At 67.3% G+C, this 17,682-nt stretch carries 15 protein-coding genes and 2 tRNA genes; 12 read left to right on the forward strand and 5 right to left on the reverse strand.

The window, feature by feature from the left end:
* Window positions 1-3: 3 nt before the first annotated feature.
* A complete protein-coding gene (gene dapA / locus AB8810_RS13830; RefSeq protein WP_369913971.1) occupies window positions 4-912 on the reverse strand; it encodes a 4-hydroxy-tetrahydrodipicolinate synthase in 909 nt (302 codons plus the stop codon).
* 160 nt (window positions 913-1,072) lie between these two features.
* Here dapA and AB8810_RS13835 point away from each other — a divergent pair, with 160 nt between their 5' ends.
* The 9 genes from AB8810_RS13835 to AB8810_RS13875 all read left to right on the forward strand — a co-directional run bounded on the left by AB8810_RS13835 (window position 1,073) and on the right by AB8810_RS13875 (window position 6,979).
* Window positions 1,073-1,648, forward strand: a complete 576-nt coding sequence (locus AB8810_RS13835; RefSeq protein ID WP_087943489.1) for a glycine cleavage system protein R — start codon at window positions 1,073-1,075, stop codon at window positions 1,646-1,648.
* Between the two features lie 61 nt (window positions 1,649-1,709).
* The gene (locus AB8810_RS13840) at window positions 1,710-2,189 is read left to right on the forward strand and encodes a peroxiredoxin (RefSeq protein ID WP_009604221.1); all 480 of its coding nucleotides are present in this window, start codon (window positions 1,710-1,712) and stop codon (window positions 2,187-2,189) included.
* Window positions 2,190-2,273: 84 nt separating this feature from the next.
* Entirely contained in the window at window positions 2,274-3,674 is a 1,401-nt protein-coding gene (locus tag AB8810_RS13845; protein ID WP_179564215.1) for a PhoH family protein, read from the forward strand.
* Complete coding sequence (locus AB8810_RS13850; protein WP_369913972.1) at window positions 3,671-4,165, forward strand: hypothetical protein; 495 nt, start codon at window positions 3,671-3,673, stop codon at window positions 4,163-4,165. Before AB8810_RS13845 ends, AB8810_RS13850 begins: the two co-directional genes overlap by 4 nt.
* 69 nt (window positions 4,166-4,234) lie before the next feature.
* Window positions 4,235-4,903, forward strand: a complete 669-nt coding sequence (locus AB8810_RS13855) for a YoaK family protein (protein WP_179564211.1) — start codon at window positions 4,235-4,237, stop codon at window positions 4,901-4,903.
* Window positions 4,904-4,945: 42 nt separating this feature from the next.
* Entirely contained in the window at window positions 4,946-5,755 is an 810-nt protein-coding gene (gene thiD / locus AB8810_RS13860; RefSeq protein WP_369913973.1) for a bifunctional hydroxymethylpyrimidine kinase/phosphomethylpyrimidine kinase, read from the forward strand.
* Window positions 5,752-6,603, forward strand: a complete 852-nt coding sequence (locus tag AB8810_RS13865; RefSeq protein WP_372530391.1) for an alpha/beta fold hydrolase — start codon at window positions 5,752-5,754, stop codon at window positions 6,601-6,603. Before thiD ends, AB8810_RS13865 begins: the two co-directional genes overlap by 4 nt.
* 63 nt (window positions 6,604-6,666) lie before the next feature.
* Window positions 6,667-6,743, forward strand: a tRNA-Arg gene (locus AB8810_RS13870).
* A 159-nt stretch (window positions 6,744-6,902) separates the two neighbouring features.
* A tRNA-Arg gene (locus AB8810_RS13875) sits at window positions 6,903-6,979 on the forward strand.
* An 82-nt stretch (window positions 6,980-7,061) separates the two neighbouring features.
* On the opposite strand, the gene AB8810_RS13880 is transcribed toward AB8810_RS13875, so the two are convergent.
* Window positions 7,062-8,051: a DedA family protein/thiosulfate sulfurtransferase GlpE gene (locus AB8810_RS13880; protein ID WP_179564205.1), complete on the reverse strand. Its 990-nt coding sequence runs from the start codon at window positions 8,049-8,051 to the stop codon at window positions 7,062-7,064.
* Window positions 8,052-8,156: 105 nt separating this feature from the next.
* Window positions 8,157-9,083, reverse strand: a complete 927-nt coding sequence (locus AB8810_RS13885; RefSeq protein WP_369913975.1) for a LysR substrate-binding domain-containing protein — start codon at window positions 9,081-9,083, stop codon at window positions 8,157-8,159.
* A gap of 162 nt (window positions 9,084-9,245) precedes the next feature.
* Between AB8810_RS13885 and AB8810_RS13890 the strand changes: the two genes are divergently transcribed.
* The 3 genes from AB8810_RS13890 (at window position 9,246) to AB8810_RS13900 (ending at window position 13,045) form a co-directional block, all read left to right on the forward strand.
* Complete coding sequence (locus AB8810_RS13890) at window positions 9,246-9,947, forward strand: pirin family protein (RefSeq protein ID WP_179564201.1); 702 nt, start codon at window positions 9,246-9,248, stop codon at window positions 9,945-9,947.
* Window positions 9,948-10,224: 277 nt separating this feature from the next.
* Window positions 10,225-12,363 carry a glycogen debranching protein GlgX gene (gene glgX, locus AB8810_RS13895; RefSeq protein WP_369913976.1) on the forward strand — a complete coding sequence of 713 codons (2,139 nt, stop codon included), beginning with the start codon at window positions 10,225-10,227 and terminating at the stop codon, window positions 12,361-12,363.
* A gap of 511 nt (window positions 12,364-12,874) precedes the next feature.
* Window positions 12,875-13,045, forward strand: coding sequence for a CsbD family protein (locus AB8810_RS13900; protein WP_179564197.1), 171 nt, complete (start codon window positions 12,875-12,877; stop codon window positions 13,043-13,045).
* 511 nt (window positions 13,046-13,556) lie between these two features.
* Here the strand turns inward: AB8810_RS13900 and AB8810_RS13905 are convergent.
* Complete coding sequence (locus AB8810_RS13905) at window positions 13,557-14,372, reverse strand: 4'-phosphopantetheinyl transferase superfamily protein (RefSeq protein WP_369913977.1); 816 nt, start codon at window positions 14,370-14,372, stop codon at window positions 13,557-13,559.
* A 183-nt stretch (window positions 14,373-14,555) separates the two neighbouring features.
* Entirely contained in the window at window positions 14,556-17,609 is a 3,054-nt protein-coding gene (locus AB8810_RS13910) for an efflux RND transporter permease subunit (protein ID WP_179564193.1), read from the reverse strand.
* Between the last annotated feature and the right edge of the window lie 73 nt (window positions 17,610-17,682).

Consider the following 17,682-nt stretch of genomic DNA (forward strand, 5'->3'; position numbering starts at 1 on the left):
GGGTCAGGCCGCGAGCGTTTCGCGGCTGGATAGTTCTTCCAACGCGGCTGCGTCGGTGGCGAGACGGTCGGCCGTGGCGTGGTGCGCCGCGGACAGCGGCAGCAGCGGCAGCCGCAGCCCCTGGCCGATACCGGCGCGCTGCAGCAGCGCCTTGACCGGGATCGGGTTGGATTCGATGCCGCAGAAGGCGTGGAACGGCTGCAGGCGCGCGTCCCAGGCCTGCGCCGGCTCGGCCTGGCGCGCACGCGCCAGGTCGCACAGGCGGCGGTAGGCGGCCGGCAAGGCGTTGGACGCGACCGAGATCAGCCCGTCGTAGCCGCCGAGCATGGCCTGCGCGGCGCTGCCGTCGTCGCCGCTGAGCACGGCGAAGCCGTCGCTGCGCAGCGCCAGCAGCGCGGCGATGCGTTGCGGATCGCTGCTGGCTTCCTTGATGCCGACGATGTTCGGATGCTGCGCCAGCTGCGCCATCGTCTCCGGCAGCAGGTCGCAGCCGGTGCGCCCGGGCACGTTGTACAGCACCACCGGCAGGCCGCCGTGCTCGGCCACCTCCAGGTAATGCGCGAGCAGGCCGGCCTGGGTCGGGCGCACGTACGGCGGCGTCACCACCAGCGCGTACTGGGCGCCGTTGGCCGCGGCGCGGCGGGTCAGCGCGACGGTCTTGGCGGTGCCGGACAGGCCGGTGCCGGCCAGCAGCGGCACGCGCCCGCCGATCGCCTGCGCCGCCTCGCGCAGGATCAGGTCGTACTCCTCGTCCAGCAGGGTGGCCGCCTCGCCGGTCGATCCCGCCACCACCACGCCCTGCACGCCGCCGTCCAGCTGCCGTTTGAGCAGCCGCTGCCAGGCGTCGAGGTCGAGGTCGCCATTGCCCTGGAAGGGCGTGGCCAGGGCGGTGATGATGCCGGAGAGGGACAAGATGCGTGATGCTCGCTGTGATTTGGAGAGGGCCGCGTGCAGCCCGCACGGACGGGATTCGTCCCGCATGTTACTTGCGGCCCGAAAGCGCGGGCAAGTATGCTGCATACTGCGCCGAGCGACCGCCCGGACGCCGTTCAGCCTTACGCAATCCTACGCAATGCCGGAAGCCCCTTTGACAGACACCACGCCCCGGCCCGCGCCGACCGAAAACCACCTCCTGATCAACGCCTATACGACGCATCCGGAGTCGCCGCTGTTGCCGGTGACGCGCCGTATCGCCGACAGCGGCTGCAATCTCGTCGATGCGCGCCTGGCCACGGTCGGCCGCGACGTGTCGGTGACCGCGCTGGCGACCGGCTCGTGGGATTCGGTCGCCAAGCTCGAAGCCATGCTGACCCGGCTCGACCGCGAGGAAGGCATGAAGCTGGTGTGGTACCGCACCGGCGCCAAGCAGGCGCAGTCCAACCTGCTGCCCTACATCGTCGAGGTCATCGCCGCCGACAAGCCGGGCATCCTGTTCCAGCTGGCGGACTTCTTCGACCGCCAGGGCATCACCATCGAGAACCTGCAGAGCACCCGCTACCGCGCGATGCAGACCGGCGCGGAGATGTTCTCGGCGCAGGTGACGATCGGGGTGCCGGCGAACATGCACATCGCCGCGCTGCGCGACGACTTCCTCGAGTTCTGCGACCACCTGAACCTGGACGCGATCATGGACCCGATGAAGTTCTGATCCGCGCTGGACATCGATGCATTCGAACGCAGATGATGGCGATGCACGCGGAGGACACCCCATGAAGGACGGCGACACCCTGGACCGCACCACGCTGGCATTGCCGCTGGCGTTGTCCGGCGGCGCCAGCGCCACGCTCGGCGATTACGCCGGCCGCTGGCTGGTGCTGTATTTCTATCCGAAGGACAGCACCCCCGGCTGTACCACCGAGGGCATCGACTTCAACGCACTGCTGCCGCAGTTCGAGCAGGCCAACGCCGCCGTGCTCGGCGTCTCGCGCGATTCACTGAAGTCGCACGACAACTTCTGCGCCAAGCAGGGCTTCCGCTTCCCGTTGGTCAGCGACGCCGACGAGGCGCTGTGCCGCGCGTTCGACGTGATCAAGGAAAAGAACATGTACGGCCGCCAGGTGCTCGGCATCGAGCGCAGCACCTTCCTGATCTCGCCCTCGGGCCGGCTGCTGCGCAGCTGGCGCAAGGTCAAGGTTCCCGGCCACGCCCAGGCCGTGTTCGACGCACTGCAGGCCGCCGCCCAGCAGTGATCATTCGCGTTTCCCGCACGTCGCATCACCCTGCCCTGCGCAGGCCGTGATGGTCTTTCCCTGTCCCACTCCCAGGAATCCACGATGACCCGAGGCAAGCGCATCTACGTGCTGGATACCAACGTGCTGATGCACGACCCGACCGCGCTGTTCAAGTTCGAGGAACACGACGTGTTCCTGCCGATGCAGGTGATCGAGGAGCTGGACAACGCCAAGAAGGGCATGTCCGAGGTCAGCCGCAACGCGCGCCAGGTCAGCCGTTTCCTCAACGAGCTGATCGAGGGCGCCGGCGCCGAGCAGATCGAGTCGGGCATCCCGCTCAGCCATCCGCAGGGCATCCAGCTCAAGAGCAGCGGCAGCATCGGCCGGCTGTACTTCCAGACCCGCCCGGTCGAGCCCGGGCGCAGCTTCGGCACCGTGGCGCCGGACAACAAGATCCTGGCCGCGGTGCTGGCGCTGCGCGAGGACGGCCCGGAAACGCCGGTGATCCTGGTGTCCAAGGACATCAACCTGCGGATCAAGGCGGCGATCAGCGGCCTGATCGCCGAGGACTACGAGAACGACCGCGCGCTCGACGATTTCAGCCTGCTGTACACCGGCGCGATCGAGCTGCCGGAGGATTTCTGGCAGAAGCACAACCAGGACCTGCGCAGCTGGAGCGACAAGGGCCGCACCTGCTACGAGATCGCGCTGGCCGACGACGAGGACTGGTATCCGAACCAGTACCTGTACCTGCCCGGCGACGACGAAGTGGAACTGCGCGTGGTCAAGGTCAGCGGCGAGCGCAAGGCGACGCTGGCCCTGGTCGACGACTTCCGCAGCGGCCAGCACGCGGTGTGGGGCATCGCCGCGCGCAACCGCGAACAGAACTTCGCGCTCAACGCGCTGATGGATCCGGAAATCGACTTCGTCACCCTGCTCGGCACCGCCGGCACCGGCAAGACCCTGCTGGCGCTGGCGGCGGGCCTGGCGCAGACCATGGACCAGCAGCGCTACCGCGAGATCATCATGACCCGCGCCACGGTCAGCGTCGGCGAGGACATCGGGTTCCTGCCCGGCACCGAGGAAGAGAAGATGACGCCGTGGATGGGCGCGCTGACCGACAACCTGGAAGTGCTGACCCACAACCAGGAAGGCGGGGCCTGGGGCCGCGCGGCGACCAACGACCTGCTCGCCAGCCGGATCAAGATCCGCTCGATGAACTTCATGCGCGGACGCACCTTCCTGTCGCGCTACCTGATCCTGGACGAAGCGCAGAACCTGACCCCGAAGCAGATGAAGACGCTGATCACCCGCGCCGGCCCCGGCACCAAGATCGTGTGCCTGGGCAACGTCGAGCAGATCGACACGCCGTACCTGACCGAGACCACCTCGGGCCTGACCTATGCGGTGGACCGCTTCAAGGCCTGGCCGCACAGCGCGCACGTCACCCTGCGCCGCGGCGAGCGCTCGCGCCTGGCCGACTACGCCTCGGAGGTCCTGTGAACGCCGCCGGCGCATGCCGTCTCGGCGGCGCGGCGCTGGCCCTGGCCCTGCTCGGCGCGTGCACCACCACGCGCGGGCCGGTCAGCGTGCCGACCGCGATCAAGGCCGGGCAATCGTGGATCGTCACCCGCAACAGCACCGCCGCGCAGGTGCTCGACACCTGCTCGCGCGACAGCCCGGCGCGCCACGACGGCGCGGTGAGCGGCTATTGGGTGCCGAGCGTGGAGCAGATCGCACGGCTGGAAACCCGGCTGGCGCAACTGCAGCCGGACATCGCCGATCCAGCCGGCGCCGACCGCCAGTACGTCGGCATCCTCTACCGCGGCAAGCAGGCGATCTACGTCAACGCGTTCAAGCCGCACGACGACAGCGACCTGGATCCCAGCGTCGACGCGGTGCGCGTGTGCGGCGGCGGCGGCGGCTTCTGGGGCGCGGTGTTCGACCCGGACAGCGGCACGTTCTCCGAGATCGCCGTCAACGGCGCGAAGTAGGCCGCGACGCATGCGCCGCCAGCCCTCGCCCAGCCTGTCGCGCGCCGCGCCGCGGCGCCGCACCGGCGCATGAACTTCGAGTTGCCGCGCTGGGCCTGGGCGTTCGCCGGCGCGCTGGCCTGCGTCGCCGGCATGGTCAATGTGGTCGGCTATCTGGGCTTCGAGCACCAGGCGGTGACCCACCTGACCGGCACCACCACCCTGCTCGGCGCGGCGCTGGCCGATGGCGACATGCGCGTGATCGGCAACCTGCTGGGCGTGGTGCTGGCCTTCCTCGGCGGCGCCGTGCTCAGCGGCATCGTGGTGCAGGACAGCCGGCTGCGCCTGGGCCGCCGCTATGGCGTGGCGCTTGCCTTGGAAGCATTGCTGCTGCTGGCGGCGATGCAGGCGTTCAAGCAGCAACAGCTCGTCGGCGCCCTGTTCGCCGCCACCGCCTGCGGCCTGCAGAACGCGATGACCACCACCTACAGCGGCGCGGTGGTGCGCACCACCCACCTGACCGGCATGTTCACCGACCTGGGCATCGGCCTGGGCCAGGCCCTGCGCGGCCTGCCGCTGCCGCGGCGGCGCATCCGCCTGAGCCTGCTGATCATCGGCGGCTTCCTGCTCGGCGGCGTGCTCGGCGCCTGGGCCTACCGCCATGTCGGCTTCGATGCGCTGCTGGCGCCGGCGCTGCTGACCGGCCTGGTCGGCACCATCTACGCGCTGCAGGCCCACTACCGCCGCCAGCAGCGCTGACCCGCGGTCGCCAAGCCGCGGCGGGCGCTGCACAATCGGCGCATGAGCGAACCCACCGTCGTCTCCGCCCTCAGCATCGCCGGCACCGACTCGGGCGGCGGCGCCGGCATCCAGGCCGACCTGAAGACCTTCGCCGCGCACCGCGTGCACGGACTGTCGGCGATCGCCGCGCTGACCGCGCAGCACACCCGCGGGGTCAGCGCCGTGCACGTGCCGCCGCTGGCGTTCCTGCGCGCGCAACTCGACGCCTGCTTCGCCGATTTCGACATCGGCGCGGTCAAGCTCGGCATGCTCGCCAACGCCGCGGTGATCCATCTGGTCGCCGACGCGCTGGAACAGTACCGCCCGCCGTTCGTGGTGCTGGACCCGGTGATGGTCGCGACCAGCGGCGCCAAGCTGCTCGAAGACGACGCGCTCGATGCGCTGCGCGGCCGCCTGCTGCCGCTGGCGACCCTGGTCACGCCGAACACGCCGGAAGCGCAACTGCTGCTGGGCCGCACGATCGAGAACGCCGACGATGCCGAGCACGCCACCGCCGCGCTGCTCGCGGCCGGCGCGCAGGCGGTGCTGCTCAAGGGCGGCCACCTGGCCGAAGGCCATCGGGTGATCGACCGCTACGACGACGGGGTCAGCCGCAGCGAATTCAGCCATGCGCGGCTGGACTTGCAGGCGCACGGCACCGGCTGCACCCTCGCCGCGGCGATCGCCGCGCAGCTATGCCAGGGACTGGCGCTGCCGGTGGCCTGCGAGGCAGCGATCGACTACGTCGCCCGCGCGCTGCAGGGCGGCTACCGTCCCGGCCGCAGCGAGGTGGTGGTGCTGGACCACTTCGGCGCCGCGCGCAACGCATGAGCACGCACACGCCAGCGAGCGAGGCGCTGCCGGCCGTCGCCGGCGACGGCCACCGCTGGACGCTGCTCGCACGCATCCCCGCGGCGCCGCGCCAGGCGCTGCTGTGGCTGCCCGCGCTCGGCGTGGCCGCGCGCCACTATCTGCCGCTGGCCGAAGCGCTGGCCGCGCAGGGCGTGGCGGTGTTCCTGCACGAATGGCGCGGCAACGGCAGCAGCGCGCTGCGTCCGTCGCGCACGCAGGACTGGGGCTATCGGCAACTGCTGTGCGAGGATCTGCCGGTCAGCCACGCGGCGATCGCGCAGCACGGCGCGTTGCCGCTGACCATCGGCGGCCACAGCCTCGGCGGGCAAATCGCCTGCTGCTACGCCGCGCTGCATCCGCGGGCCTTCGCCCAGCTGTGGCTGGTCGCCAGCGGCACGCCGTACTGGCGCCAGTTCGCCGCGCCGCGTCGCTATCTGCTGCCGCTGGCGTACCGCTTCCTGCCGTGGCTGGCGCAGCGCCAGGGCGTGCTGCACGGGCGCAGGCTCGGCTTCGGCGGGACCGAAGCGCGCTCGCTGATCGCGGACTGGGCGCGGGTGGGCCTGAGCAATCGCTATGCGGCGGCCGGCATGGCCGCGGATCTGGAAGCGCTGCTGGCGCAGGTGACCGCGCCGGTGCGCGGCGTGGTGCTGCAGGACGACTGGCTGGCGCCGGCCACCTCGCTGCGCGCCCTGCTGCGCAAACTGGCGCCGCGCACGCTCGAGCTGCACTCGCTGGATGCGGCGCAGCTGGGCGCTGCGGCCGACCATTTCGCCTGGATGAAGCGGCCGGCGGCCGTGGCGCAGGCCCTGCTCGGCAGCGCAGACTGAATTTTTTCCGCGAAGGGCATTGACGGGTCCGGGGGACTCGGTAATAATTCCGCTCCTGACGACGCGCCCGTAGCTCAGTTGGATAGAGTACCTGGCTACGAACCAGGCGGTCGGGAGTTCGAATCTCTCCGGGCGCACCAGTCAGATGAAAAACGACAAACTCGGTTTGTCGTTTTTTTTTGCGCGTTCGCCGGCTATTGCAGGTATGCGACCGCGACGTTGCGCAGCGCAACGACGCATCGGCGCACGCCGCTGTAGACGAATCGGCAGAACTCGGGAATAATCCCGCGCCTGACAACGCGCCCGTAGCTCAGTTGGATAGAGTACCTGGCTACGAACCAGGCGGTCGGGAGTTCGAATCTCTCCGGGCGCACCAGTCAGATGAAAAACGACAAGCCTGCGCTTGTCGTTTTTTTTGCATTTCCGTTTGCCTACGCTCGCGCCGCAAGCGCGCGCGTTTACGCGGCGACCTTGCCGCCGAGGTCGGCCGCCGGCGCTGCCGCGCCGCCGCCCAGTTCGATCACCGCATAGCCCGCGGCACGCCACGCATCCAGTCCGCCGCGCAGCGGCACCACGTCCTCGTAGTGACGCTGGCGCAGGCGCGTGGCCAGCACCGCCGCCGACACCTCGTTCGGGCAGGCGCAGTAGATGACGATCTTGCGATCGCGCGGCAACGCCTCGACGATGGCGTCGATACGGCGATCGTCCACCTCCATCGCGCCCGGAATCGCATACGGCTCGAGCGCGCGATATCCCGGCGCGCGGATGTCCAGCAACACCGGCACCGCCTCGCCCTGCATCAGGGCGTACAGCTCGTCGACGTCGATGCGCAGCGTCTCCATCGACTTCAGCAGCGCATGCCGGCGCCACGCGCGATAGCCTATATACAGCGCCAGCGCGCCCGCCAGCAGCAGCACCGCGCGCGAGCCGAGCAGGCTCAGCCAGTCCAGCACGTCCTGCACCTGGTCGGCGAACGCCAGGCCCAGCAGCAGCCCGCAACCGGCCCACAGCGCCGCGCCCAGCGCGTCGTAGCGCAGGAACGCGCCCGGCCGCACCCGCATCGCCCCGGCCATCGGCACCGACACCATCGACAGGCCGGGCACGAACTTGGCCACCGCCAGCACGCGCACGCCCCAGCGGGTATAGAAGCGCTCGGTCTGCTTCATGCAGGTATCGCGCGACAGCGACAGGCGGCACAGCGACTGCAGCGTGCGGTTGCCATAGCGGCGGCCGGCGCCGAACCAGACCAGGTCGCCGATCAGGCTGGCCACGATCGACACCGACAGCGCGGCCAGCAGGCTGCTCCACACCGCACTGCCATCGAGCAGCGCATAGGTCGCGCCGACCAGGATCAACGTCGGCAGGGCCGGCACCGGCAGGCCCAGCGACAACGCCAGCACGTTGACGAAGACCAGGCCCAGGCCGTAACGCGCGATCAGTTCCTGCATGGCCGAGCCTGCGCCTGGGGGAGAAAGGGATGCGCCATTATCCTCCCGGCATCGCCGCCCGGCGCGCGCGATGCCGCCTCACCAGCGGAACAGACCCGCCCACACTCAGTCCAATCGCGCCTGCAGCCGCGCCAGCCACGCCTCGAACACCCCGGGCTGGCGCATGCGCGCGCGCCACCAGGCCAGCGCCGCACCCTCCTCGCCGCTGCGCCACGCCAACTGGAACACCTCGTCCGGCTTCGGCTCCTCGACCTGCTTGCGCAGCAGCGCGCCGCGCGCCAGCGCCGCCCGCGCGTAGGGTTCGGGCAGGAAACCGAAGCCCAGCCCCGCCACCTGCAGCCGGTACTTGCTGCGCATGTCCGGCACGGTCAGCGCATCCTGGCCGAACAGCAGCCCGACCGTGCGCGGCAGCAGCCGCCGTGCCGAATCGGCGACCGCGATCGCGCGATGCTCGGCCAGCTGGCTGCGGCCGAGCGGCTCGGCCGCCTGCGCCAGCGGATGCGTGGGCGCGACCACGAACACGAACGACAGCGAGCCGAACGCCTCGGCCACATAGCCGCCGCCGCTGGGCCCCTCCCCGGCCGCGCCGACCAGCAGGTCCACGCGCCGGTCCAGCAGCGCCTCCCAGGTGCCGGACAGCGATTCCTGCACGATCCGCAATCGGGTCTGGTCGGCGACCGCATAGAACGCGGCGATGTCCTCGGCCAGGCAGTCCGGGGCGAATACCGAGTCCAGCGCCAGCGCGAACTCGGTCTCCCAGCCGGACGCGACGCGGCGCACGCGGAGTTCCAGGTCCCCGGCCGCGCGCAGCAGGTGGCGGCCCTCGCGCAACAGCTCGGCCCCGGCCGCGGTGAGCGCCACCTTCGGACCCAGGCGATCGAACAATTGCACGCCCAGGTCCTCCTCCAGCTTGGCCACCGTGTAGGAAATAGTGGACGGCACCTTGTACAGCGCCTTGCCGGCGGCCGAGAACGAACCGCGGCGGTCGATGGCGTCGATGATCTGCAGCGCGTCGAGGCTGATCTTGAGCATTCGAATTTTTCGATGATAGGTGCCGAATCTATCCGTTTTTCAAACCCGGCGACAGTGCGGATACTGTCCCTCACCGCAAGGCGGCCACGAAATCAACCAGATATCGCCACCGCCCTGCCTTATCGATCCACTTGCACATATCGCCACTATCAGGAGCTTCCCATGTTGCAGATCCGCACCAGCGATACCCGTGGCCGCGCCGAGCACGGCTGGCTATCCTCGCGCCACACCTTCTCCTTCGGCCACTACCACGATCCGCGCCACATGGGCTTCGGACCGCTGCGGGTGATCAACGAGGACCGGGTGCAGCCGGGCCAGGGCTTCGGCACCCATGCGCACCGCGACATGGAGATCCTCTCCTACGTGCTCGACGGCGCGCTGGAGCACAAGGACAGCATGGGCAACGGCTCGGTGCTGCGCTATGGCGACGTGCAGCGCATGACCGCCGGCTCCGGGGTCACCCACAGCGAGTTCAACCACTCCGCCAGCGAGTCGGTGCACTTCCTGCAGATCTGGCTGTTGCCGGAACGCGCCGGGATCGAACCCGGCTACGAGGAAAAGCACTTCGCCCCGGAGACCAAGCGCGGCCAACTGCGCCTGATCGCCGCGCCGCAGGGCGAGGATGGCGCGGTACGGATCCACCAGGATGCGCGCATCTATGCGGCCATCCTGGACGGCGAGGAACGCGTGGACCATGTGTTGGCCGACGGGCGCGGCGCCTATGTGCAGGTCATCCGCGGTTCGCTGACGGTCAACGGCCAGGCGCTGCAGGCCGGCGACGCGGCGCAGATCGTCGACGAGGCCGAGCTGACCTTCGCCGATGCGCGGGATACGGAATTCCTGTTGTTCGACCTGCCGCGCTGAGCCGCGACGCCGGCCCGACCGGTGCCGCAGCACAGGCGGTGCCCGCAGAACCCGCCCGATGGCGGGTTCTGCGTGTTCGCACGGCACAGCGCGCATCCGCGGCGGCACTGGCAGCCACCGCGCAGCGCGCCGATCGCAACGCCAGGCACGGATCCGGTGCCGCAATGCCCGCTCCTCACGCGCCCCTCGACAGGCCATGACGCGTCCTGCACGGCATCCGCGTCAATGCTTGCGCTCTTCCCCACACGCCGGCATGCCGGCCAAGAGCCCTGCACCGATGCGACACCCCACCAGCGCCGTCTACGCCACCCCCTCGCGCATCCGCCAGGGCCGCCCCTTCCCCCGCGGCGCCGTGTTCGACGGCCAGGGCACCAACTTCGCCCTGTTCTCGGCGCACGCCACGCGCGTGGAGCTGTGCCTGTTCGACGAATCCGGCACGGAAACGCGGCTGGACCTCCCCGAGTACACCAACGAGATCTGGCACGGCTACCTGCCCGATGCGAAGCCCGGCCAGCGCTACGGCTACCGCGTGCATGGCCCGTACGCGCCCAGCGAGGGCCATCGCTTCAATCCCAACAAACTGCTGCTCGACCCCTACGCCCGCGAGATCGAGGGCGACCTGATCTGGGCCGACGAACTCTACGGCTACACCGTCGGCCACCCGGATGGCGACCTCAGCTTCGACGAACGCGACAGCGCGCCGTTCATGCCCAAGTGCGTGGTCGTCGAAGACACCTACGACTGGGGCGACGACGCCCGGCTGCTGACCCCATGGAGCGACACCCTGGTGTACGAGACGCACGTGCGCGGCTACACCATGCGCCACCCGCAGGTACCGCAGGAGTTGCGCGGCACCTGCGCCGGTCTGGCCCAGGAACCGGTGCTGCGCTACATCAAGGAGTTGGGCGTCAGCGCGGTGGAACTGCTGCCGGTGCATGCCTATCTCGACGACCAGCACCTGCTCGACAAGGACCTGCGCAACTATTGGGGCTACAACACCCTGGGCTTCTTCGCGATCAAGTCGCGCTACCTGGCCAGCGGCCATCGCGACGAATTCCGCGACATGGTCAAGGCCATGCACCGCCAGGGCCTGGAGGTCATCCTCGACGTGGTCTACAACCACACCGCCGAAGGCAGCGAACTGGGCCCCACCCTGTCGTTCCGCGGCATCGACAACGCCAGCTACTACCGCCTGGCCGAAGACAAGCGCTACTACATCAACGATACCGGCACCGGCAACACGCTGAACCTGAGCAACTCGCGGGTGATCCAGTTCGTCAACGACTCGCTGCGCTACTGGGCCGGCGAGATGCACGTGGACGGCTTCCGCTTCGACCTGGCCACCATCCTCGGCCGCGAACCCACCGGCTTCGACCAGCGCGGCGGCTTCCTGGATGCGTGCAACCAGGATCCGTTGCTGTCGGAAGTGAAGCTGATCGCCGAGCCGTGGGACTGCGGCCCGGGCGGGTACCAGGTCGGGCATTTCCCGCCGGGCTGGTCGGAGTGGAACGACAAGTTCCGCGACAACGCACGCGCGTTCTGGAAGGGCGACGACGGCATGCTCGCCGAGTTCGCCACCCGCTTCACCGGCTCGGCCGACCTGTTCGATCGCCGCGGCCGCCGGCCCTGGGCCTCGGTCAACTTCATCACCGCGCACGACGGCTTCACCCTGCGCGACCTGGTCAGCTACAACGAAAAGCACAACGACGCCAACGGCGAGGACAACCGCGACGGCTCGTCCAACGACGGCTCCTGCAACTACGGCGAGGAAGGCGCGACCGACAACGCCGAGATCCTGCAACTGCGCGAGCGGCAGATGAAGAACCTGCTGGCCACGCTGCTGCTGGCGCAAGGCACGCCGATGCTGCTCGCCGGCGACGAACGCGCGCAGAGCCAGGGCGGCAACAACAACACTTATTGCCAGGACAACGAGATCACCTGGCTAGACTGGGACCACGACCCAACCGAAGGCCGGCTGACCGAGTTCGTGAAAGCGCTGAGCGCATTGCGCAAGCGCTACCCGATCCTGACCCGCGGGCGCTTCCTCAACGGCCAGTACAACGAAGAAGCCGGCGTGCGCGATCTCACCTGGCTCAATCCCGGCGGCACCGAGATGGAAGACGCGCACTGGACCGATGCCGGCGCCCGCGTGGTCGGGCTGCTGCTGGAAGGCAAGGCGCAGACCTCCGGGGTCAGGGAACTGGCCAACGACGACACGCTGCTGATCGTCATCAACGCCTACCACGAAGGGGTGAACTTCACCCTGCCCTCGTCGGAGGAGGAACTGCACTGGAAGCTGGTGCTGTCCACCGACGACGCATTGCAGATCGACAGCATGCCCGCAGGTGCCAGCGAGTTCCTGGCGCCGCCGCGCAGCGTCAGCGTGTTCGAGTGCCAAGCGTCGCAGCCTCAGTGACGACATGCGCCACCCGGAGGCCGCGAGCGGTAGCCGGGTGTCGCATGCGGCGTGCTGCAGCCGCGGAAAGCGCAGCCCGGATCCAGCCTTCAGAATAGTCGGCACGCCGCATCTGGCGGCTGGTATCGGACATCCAAGGAGGAGGAAAAAGCGGAAATAGGTCATCGCCAGTCTTATCCAAAGCTGGCGGATCGCAAAGCCACGATTCCAGCATTCCGACCATCGCAGCGACCCGCTCGCCGCTGTCTGTACGCCTGTGGACACGTCAAGACGCACGATCCCGGGAGCCAACGCCGATGCGCAACAGCGCAGCGCCATGGCCCATGGCATCGCGTGCAGGCTGCGCCCATGGACGACACGAGAACCGGACCGAAGCATCGCCTCGGCGCCCAAACTTTCCAGCGATTAAACGGCACTTCCGACTGCGCCCAATCTTCACTCGCGCCATACCGCTGCACGCGCAGTTTGGCGATGCCCGCTCAAGGGCTCTAACTTACTCGCGGAGTCAACGATGGATAAGAATCGCACTGAAGGCGCCAAGAACCAGGTCAAGGGCACCGTCAAGGAAGTCGTCGGCAAGGTCACCGGCAACAAGTTGAAGGAAGTCGAAGGCAAACTGCAGAAGGGCGCAGGCAAGGTTCAGAGCGAAGTCGGCAAGGCACGGGACAACGCCCGCCACTGAGCAGCGCCGCAGCGCTTCCAAGACCTCGCTGGGCGCAAGTCTTTGAACGATGGCTTCGAGGCGTCCTTGCTTGGATCCCGAGCAACCGGTTTCGAGCACGACAGCCAGGGCCAAGCCATCGGCGCTCCAGGGAGTTTCGCGATGATGCACGCGGACAGCGGCTTGCAGTAATGGGCCAGGCGTGGCCGGGCGTATCGCCCATAACACGCCTTTGACGAAGTTCCGGTTGTCGGCATCCATCCAGACCGGCGTACTCGCGTTGACATGGGGCAGATCTTCGGATCTGCCCCCGTTTTGGTCACAGTCGATTCGTAGCGGCCAGACTGCACCGGCGCGCTCTTTCGCATCAGCCAAATGCAGCCAAGGCAAGGGCCTCATGCCCAGTCGGCCCATAGCGGCGAATCTTCCTTGCCAGTCACACAGCTTTTCCGGAACCAGCGTTCGCACTCGCGGGTCAGAGGCACACGCCAGCACCCCCCTCGACACGGAGCACTTGAATCATCCGGATCTCTCACGAGGTCTTCAGAAACTCCAGATCGAGCACGGCATGCGCGCCAGTTGGAATCCAGCGGCGGATGATGACCTGCGGCACCGCGTCGTCGCCTACATCCACGCAAAGCGCCAACAAGTGATCGCGCGTGGGCCGGCATTGCCAAAAACGCCAGCGGCTCACGTCGTGGTCCAGGCTCGGATCTGCCACCAACCGCACTGAGCGTCCGTCCCCCAACCGAAAGCCGAATTTCTCCAACGGCATGGACATCCCCAGACCGCGCGCCTTGGCGTAGGATTCCTTGAAGGTCCAATACTCGAAGAAGCGATCCTGCTGTTGATCGGTAGGCACGCAGGCGAGATCGGCGATCTCCTCCGGGGCGAAATTACTGTTCGCCACTCCCATGGACACCTGCCGCGCCACGATCTGTTCGACATCCACGCCCACCGCGCGGCGCGAGGTAACGGCCATGGCGATCAACCCACGCGTATGCGAGATATTGAAGGACAGACTGCACGCATCAACCCCATGCCGATCCGCGATGTGTGGACGCCCGAAGCCATCCTTCAGAAAACTCCAGTCCTCCGGCGACACATCCACATACTTGGACAACACCGTACGCGCCATGCCACGGGTCACGAGGTAACGCTTGCGGTCATCTTCGAGCAAGAACCGCACTTGTTGACTGCGTTCGTCCGCATTCAACAAGGGCAGAATGCCGGCAAGTGCGTCTTCGGCGATGTGGTCATAGAACGCGAGCCAGACATCGACGCCCGCCCCGCCACCCCCTGGCGGAACACCCAGCGCGGATGGGCATCTATGTTCGACGTTCGTCATGACCCCAGGTTTCGCACGCCAGCAAGACGGAGTGGATGAGATGCTCCATGAGAAACGCCATCGGGGCAGCTCGGCAAGCGCGCCCTAGCAAGGCACCGCACGCCGATTGCGTTGCGGCAACAGCGATTGCCCATGCATCGCCACTCGCCCCTCCCATTGGCTCGTCGCTCGTCATGCCCCCGATCACGCCGCACTGGACACGATCGCCTGCACCTTGGGACCAAATTTCCGCGCGAGCCACAGCTCGATGTCATGAACGAAACTGAAGAGCACCGGGACCAGGATCAGGCTGAGCACGGTCGAGGAAATCAGTCCACCAATCACCGCGATAGCCATCGGCGCGCGAAACGCGGAGTCCAGCGATACGCCGAACGCCAACGGCAGCATGCCCGCAGTCATCGCCACCGAGGTCATCACGATCGGGCGCGCGCGGGCGCGGCAGGCCAGCATGATTGCGTCGAATCTCGGCACGCCTTCGCGGATATTCTCCAACATGGCATCCACGAGCAGGATCGAGTTCTTATCGGCGATACCCATCAACATCAGCATGCCGAGCAAGGCAGGCAGACTCAGCTCCATGCCGGTCGCGAACAGCAGCAGGAACGCGCCGCCGATCGACAGCGGCAACGCCATCATCCGCGCCAATGGCTGCAACCAGTCGCGATACAGCAAGACCTGGATCGCATAGACCAGAAACAGACCGGTACCGAGCGCCTTCAGGAAACTCACCATCAGTTCGTTCACGAACTCGGCGTCGCCGGTATTGAGCACACGCACGCCCGGCGGCAGGTGCTTGATCGATGGCAAGGCGTTGACCGCCTCCATCGCGGTACCGAGGGCGACGCCGTCGAGATTGGCCTGCAGATCGATGCGACGCTGCCGGTCGTAGCGCTCGATGGTGGCCGGCCCCTTGCCGAATCGCAGCGTGGCCACGGACGCCAATGGCACGCTGTCGCCAGCGGCCGTGCGCAGCTTGAGATTCTGCAAGATGCCCAGATCGGTGCCGTATTCGCGCGGCAGGCGAACGCGCACCGGAATTTCCCTGCTCATGTAATTGAACTTGGACAGTCGCGGAATATCGTCGCCGATCGTCGAGGTGCTGACGGCCTCGCCGACCTGCTGCGCGGTGATGCCGAACTCGGCCGACTTGAGCGGATCCATCTGCACGACGATTTCCGGCTGCTCCTGGCCGACGCTGGTATCGACGCCGATCAGCCCGGGAATCTTCTGCATGTCGCGTTTCACCGCATCGGCCGCGCGGGTGAGCGCGCGATCGTCGTCGCTTACGAGCGCGATCGACACGTCCTTTCGACCCGACAGGCTGTCGAAACTGACCCGCATGTCGGCCAGCTTGGCGATCTCCGGATAGACGCGCGTGGTGAATTCGCGCTCGCTGATGTCGCGCTTGGTTGGAGGAACCAGCTTGACGTAGATCCGCGACTTGTTGACCGCGCCGTCGGCGCCGCCGGAAAGGGTGAGGACGTACTCGACCTCCGCGTGCTTGCTCACCACTGCGGCGACTTGCTGCGCTGCCTGATCGGTCTGCTCGATGGTGCTGCCGCGCGGAACTTCCAGAGTGATGCTGGAGACCGAGTAATCGTCGTACGGCATGAAGCCGAGCGGCAACAAGGGCACCAGCCCGAACGAAGCGACCACGCCGAGCAGCGCCATCACCAGCGTCTTGATGCGGTGCTTGAGCGTCCATCGGACGATCGCAAGATATCGGATCGTCAAGGCGCCGTCCTGCGGATGATCCGTGGTCGGCACTTTCATCAGTCGCGACGCCAACATCGGCGTCAGCAAGCGCGCCACCATCAGCGAGAAGAACGCGGCGACCGCCACGGTCAGACCGAATTGGCGGAAGTACAGGCCCGGCAGCCCGCCCATGAAACTGACTGGAATGAACACGACGCAGATCACCAAGGTCGTCGCGATCACCGACAGGCCGATCTCTTCCGAGGCTTCGATCGCCGCCTGCATGACCGATTTTCCGGAGCGCATATGCCGGTCGATATTCTCGACCTCGACGATCGCATCATCGACGAGCACGCCGGTGACCAAGGTGATCGCCAGCAGGCTGATCATGTTCAAGCTGAAATCCAGCCATTGCATGACCAGGAACGTGGGAATGATCGACAACGGGATCGTCAGCGCCGCGATCAAGGTGGCGCGCCGATTGCGCAGGAACCAAAACACCACCAGCACGGTGAGAATGGCGCCTTCGAAGAAGTTGAACATCGTCGCGCGATAGCCGATCTCGACGAAATCGATATCCGAGAAGGCTACACGGAACTTCACCCCACCCGTCTTCGACAACGCTTCCAGACGCTCGCGTACCGCCTTGGCGACCGAGACCTCGCTGATGGCGGGATCCTTATAGACCATGAAGGTCACCGCCGGGCGACCATCGACCTTGGTGATGTTGCGCACCTCCGACGGGCCGTAGGAAACGACACCGATGTCCGACAGCTTCACCTTGCGTCCGCCCGGCACCGCGATGCGCGTTCCCGCCAAGGCATCCAGACTGTCGGCGCGGCCGATCGTGCGCAACGCGTATTCCGTCGCGCCGAGGGTGAAGCGTCCGCCCGGAGAATTGACGTTGCTGGCCACCATTTGCTGGCTGACGTCGGCTGCGCTGATTCCGAGCGACGCCAGTATCGCCGGGTCGAGCACGATGGAGATTTCCTGATCGCTGCCGCCACTGCGGTCGACACGCGATACGCCCTTGACCGTAAGCAGTTCGCGCGCGACCGTCTGGTCGACGAACCGGCTCAGGTCTTCCATCGGCATTTCCGGCGCTTCGGCGATGTAGATGCCGACCGGCCGGCCGGTATCGCTAGCGCGGCGCACGATGGGTTCGCGTACTGTCGCCGGCAGATTCTGCCGGATCGCGGCTACCGCGTTGCGTACGTCGTTGGTCGCGCGATCGACGCCGATATCGAGGTTGAACTCGATCTGCGTCGTCGACTGGCCTTCCGTCACTGTCGACACGATGCGCTTGATGCCCGGGATCGACGCCACCGCATCTTCGACCTTCTGTGTCGTCTCCGTCTCCAGCTCGGTGGGGGTCGCGCCTGGCTGCAGAATCAACACGTCGACGACAGGCGTGACCACGTTGGGCATCGCGGTGATCGGCAACTGCATGAAGGCGACGATGCCCGCCAGCGTGAGCATGACGAACAGCAGAATCGGTGGCACCGGATTGCGGATCGCCCAGGTGGAGAAGCCGAAGTTCATTTCGAAAGGTCTCTATCCAATGAGGAAGTGCGGCAGGTGGAGCGTTGCGGTACCTGGATCATCGACGCGCGCG

It is taken from the genome of Xanthomonas sp. NCPPB 3005, assembly GCF_041228095.2.
GTDB classification, from domain to species: Bacteria; Pseudomonadota; Gammaproteobacteria; order Xanthomonadales; family Xanthomonadaceae; genus Xanthomonas_A; species Xanthomonas_A bonasiae.